The 3,750-nt window shown below is 33.5% G+C and carries 3 protein-coding genes and 2 pseudogenes; all 5 read right to left on the bottom strand.

What is annotated here, in order from left to right:
• Positions 1-491: pseudogene (locus AB8B90_RS06690) on the bottom strand (glutamate-5-semialdehyde dehydrogenase); the annotation flags it as partial.
• A 2-nt stretch (positions 492-493) separates the two neighbouring features.
• Complete coding sequence (locus AB8B90_RS06685) at positions 494-1,618, bottom strand: aspartate aminotransferase family protein (RefSeq protein WP_405334977.1); 1,125 nt, start codon at positions 1,616-1,618, stop codon at positions 494-496.
• A 2-nt stretch (positions 1,619-1,620) separates the two neighbouring features.
• The gene (proC, locus tag AB8B90_RS06680) at positions 1,621-2,415 is read right to left on the bottom strand and encodes a pyrroline-5-carboxylate reductase (RefSeq protein ID WP_405334975.1); all 795 of its coding nucleotides are present in this window, start codon (positions 2,413-2,415) and stop codon (positions 1,621-1,623) included.
• Positions 2,416-2,426: 11 nt separating this feature from the next.
• A complete protein-coding gene (argC, locus tag AB8B90_RS06675; protein WP_405334973.1) occupies positions 2,427-3,404 on the bottom strand; it encodes an N-acetyl-gamma-glutamyl-phosphate reductase in 978 nt (325 codons plus the stop codon).
• Positions 3,405-3,407: 3 nt separating this feature from the next.
• Positions 3,408-3,750: pseudogene (locus AB8B90_RS06670) on the bottom strand (argininosuccinate synthase); the annotation flags it as partial.

Genomic DNA, 3,750 nt, shown 5'->3' with positions numbered 1-3,750 from the left:
CTGTTAAATTGTAGGTACTCCACCCAGTCGGCAGAAGCACCATATGCTTTTAAAGCCTCATGCCATAATGCAACGATTTTCAAGTTGGAGTTCAACGACTCTTTACCGCCTTTTAACAAAATCTTATTTCCCGATTTAAATGCAATTCCAGCAGCTTCAACCGTTACATCTGGTCTAGATTCATAAATAATTAACACCGTTCCAAACGACGCTGTTTTATTATATACTTGCATACCGTTTTCATGCTTAAAACTGAAACGTTCTACTCCAACAGGATCATCTTGAAACGATAAATGCTTCGCAGCCTTTATCATTTCATCAACTTTGGAATCATCAACTTTTAGACGATCGTACATCGAGATATCATCACCTTTATAAGCCTCAAGATCACCTTTATTAATGGAAATAATCGATTCTCTTTCTTGCTCTAATAATTCTGCCATTTTAAGTAAAACGGCATTTCTAGTTTCTATGGATAATAAAGTATTCATGTTTATAAAACTTTCTTTAAAGCCTCAAAAAATTGGTTTATATGTTCTTTTCTAACATTAAGAGGTGGTAAAATTCTAAGCAATTTTTTGTTAGATGCGCCTCCAGTAAATATATTATGGTTGTAAATTAATTCTTTGCGTAAGTCTCCTACTTCGAAATCGAATTCCAGACCTAGCATTAAACCTCTTCCTTTTATTTTTTTAATCTGCGGAATTGTTTTGGCTATTGAAAGAAAATACTCAGAAACTACATTTGCATTTTCAATCAAATTTTCTTCCTCTATTGTGTTTAAAACGGCTAATCCCGCTGCACAAGCTAAATGATTACCTCCAAAAGTTGTTCCTAACATGCCATATTTTGATTCTATGTTTGGATGAATTAAAATCCCCCCTATTGGAAAACCATTTCCCATACCTTTTGCTATGGGAATAATATCTGGTTTGACATTGTAATGTTGAAACGCAAAGAATTTCCCCGAACGTCCGTAACCTGATTGCACCTCATCTGCAATAAACATTGTATTGTTAGCTTTACATAATTTATCAACAGCTTCAAAGAATTCAGCAGAACCTTGATCTAAACCACCAACCCCTTGAATAAACTCAACTATTACCGCACAAACATCTCCTTTTTCTAGTTCAGTTTTAACTCCTTTAATATCATTAAGTTCTAAAAACGTTACTTTTTGTTGCGCATTTATTGGTGCGACCACATTAGGATTATCAGTAGCTGCAACTGCAGCTGATGTACGCCCATGAAACCCATTTTTAAAAGCAACAACACGAGATTTTCCTGTTTTGAAAGATGCTAGTTTCAATGCATTTTCGTTGGCTTCCGCTCCAGAATTACATAAAAACAACTCATAATCTATACAGCCCGAAAGTGATTCAATTTTATCTGCTAATTGTTTTTGCAGCGGATTTTGAATAGCATTAGAATAGAAGCCTAACTTTTCAACTTGGTTCGTGATAGCCTCTAAATAATTTGGATGTGCATGCCCGATAGAAATAACTGCATGACCTCCATATAAATCTAAATATTCTGTTCCATTATCATCATAAACATGAATTCCTTTTGCAGAAACTGGTGTTACATTATATAATGGATAAACGTCAAATAAAGGCATTTTTAACTCTTTTTTAGTTGATTTATTTTTTCGAAGGACGATACAATACCTTGTATTAAAGCAGAGCTTAATCCTTGATGTTCCATGGCATTTAAGCCTTCAATAGTGCAACCACTGGGTGTTGTAACACGGTCTATTTCTTGCTCAGGGTGTCTTCCAGATTCTATCAACAAACTAGCTGATCCAAAACATGTTTGTACCGCTAAATTATGAGCTTCTTCAGCTTCAAATCCTAACTGAATGGCGCCCTGTGTTGTAGCGCGAACTAAACGCATCCAAAAAGCTATTCCGCTTGCACAAATAACAGTAGCCGCTTGTATTTGTTCTTCTGGAATAACCATAGTAGTTCCTAATTGATTAAAGATTTTTTTTGCTAAATCCATCTTTTCCTGTCCTTTAACATTTGCAGAAAGGCAGGTCATCGATTTTCCAATTGAAATAGCTGTATTGGGCATGACTCTGATTATATTTTTGTCATCACCCACAATACTTTCAATTCTAGAAATTTCAAAGCCAGCAGCTACCGACATCACAACATGATCGTTAGTTATACTATCAGAAACACTTTCTAAAACTTTATCTATATGGCGCGGTTGCAATGCAAAAATTACTATTTCAGATTCCTTTACCGCTAATTCGTTATCGTTTGTTACAGTAACATAATCTTCATCACTAAAATCACTAACAGCAGCTGTATTTTTATCACTTAAATACAATGATGTAAACGACTTGTTTTTAATGAGTCCCTTAGCAATCGAACTTCCTAAATTTCCTGTTCCTATAATGGCTATTTTCATAATACGTCCTTTTAAAAATATGTTGCTTTCAATTGTAATCCTGTTGTTTCTTCTAGACCAAACATTAAATTCATATTTTGAATAGCTTGTCCTGATGCGCCTTTCAATAAATTATCAATAATACTAGTAACTAGTAATTTCTCGTTATGTTTGTGCAAATGAATCAGACATTTATTAGTGTTAACTACTTGTTTTAAATGTAAGTTTTCATCTGAAACAAAAGTAAATTCAGCATCTTTATAAAACGACTTATAAATAGCTTTAGCTTCTTCTATTGAACCTTCAAAATCTGTATAAATCGTTGCAAAAATTCCTCTCGAAAAATTACCTCTGTTTGGCATAAAAAGAATGTCTGAAGAAAAACTGTTTTGTAACTGATTTACAGATTGATTAATTTCTCCTAAATGCTGATGTGTAAATGGTTTGTAGTACGAAAAGTTATTATCTCGCCACGTGTAATGTGTTGTTGCAGATAATGATGTTCCTGCACCAGTTGCTCCTGTTACCGCGTTTATGTGTATATCCTTATTAATTAATCCAGCATCAGCCAATGGCAACAATCCTAATTGAATTGCTGTAGCAAAACATCCTGGGTTTGCAATATATTCAGCATTTACAATAGCCTCTTTATTTAATTCTGGCAACCCGTAAACAAACGTTTTACCTTCAAATATTTTATCGGCTTCTAATCTGAAATCATTTCCTAAATCGATAATTTTTGTAGAATCAGAAAACGTATTCGCAGATAAAAATTTAACTGAATTCCCATGCCCTAAACATAAAAACAATACATCAACATTTGGATTTACAGTACTTGTAAATTCTAAATCTAAACTACCAACTAAATCTTGGTGTACTTTGCTAATTTTGTTGCCAGCGTTACTAGTGCTATACACAAAATTAATCTCAGTTTCCGGATGATTAATTAACAATCTAATTAATTCTCCTGCTGTGTATCCTGCTCCACCTATAATTCCAACCTTAATCATATCTTAAGAATTTACTTGTCTGTATATTTTATTCTGGTTTCCTAGAATTTTGATAAATCCTTTAGCATCATCAGCGGTCCAAGCTTTGTTCTCTTCTCCATAAGTACTAAACTTACTAGACATTAAATCATGATTTGAAATAATACCATCTAAAGAAAAATGATACGGTTTTAAACTAACCACAACATTACCAGAAACCATATTTTGAGAACTTTGTAAAAAAGCTTCAATGTCTCGCATTACAGGATCTAAATATTGGCCCTCATGTAAATGCATGCCGTAGAAACTAGATAAATATTCTTTGTGTTGCAATTGCCATTTGGTTAAGGTATGTTTTTCTAATAAA

The organism is Psychroserpens sp., from assembly GCF_045105015.1.
Lineage (GTDB): Bacteria > Bacteroidota > Bacteroidia > Flavobacteriales > Flavobacteriaceae > Psychroserpens.
Note: the sequence above shows the minus strand (reverse complement) of the source record. Positions and strands in the feature narration are given on the sequence as shown.

Bases quoted from the DNA above. Each gene is read 5' to 3' on its own strand.
- AB8B90_RS06685 (WP_405334977.1), bottom strand. From the start codon at position 1,618: ATGCCTTTATTTGACGTTTATCCATTATATAATGTAACACCAGTTTCT.
- proC (WP_405334975.1), bottom strand. From the start codon at position 2,415: ATGAAAATAGCCATTATAGGAACAGGAAATTTAGGAAGTTCGATTGCT.
- argC (WP_405334973.1), bottom strand. From the start codon at position 3,404: ATGATTAAGGTTGGAATTATAGGTGGAGCAGGATACACAGCAGGAGAA.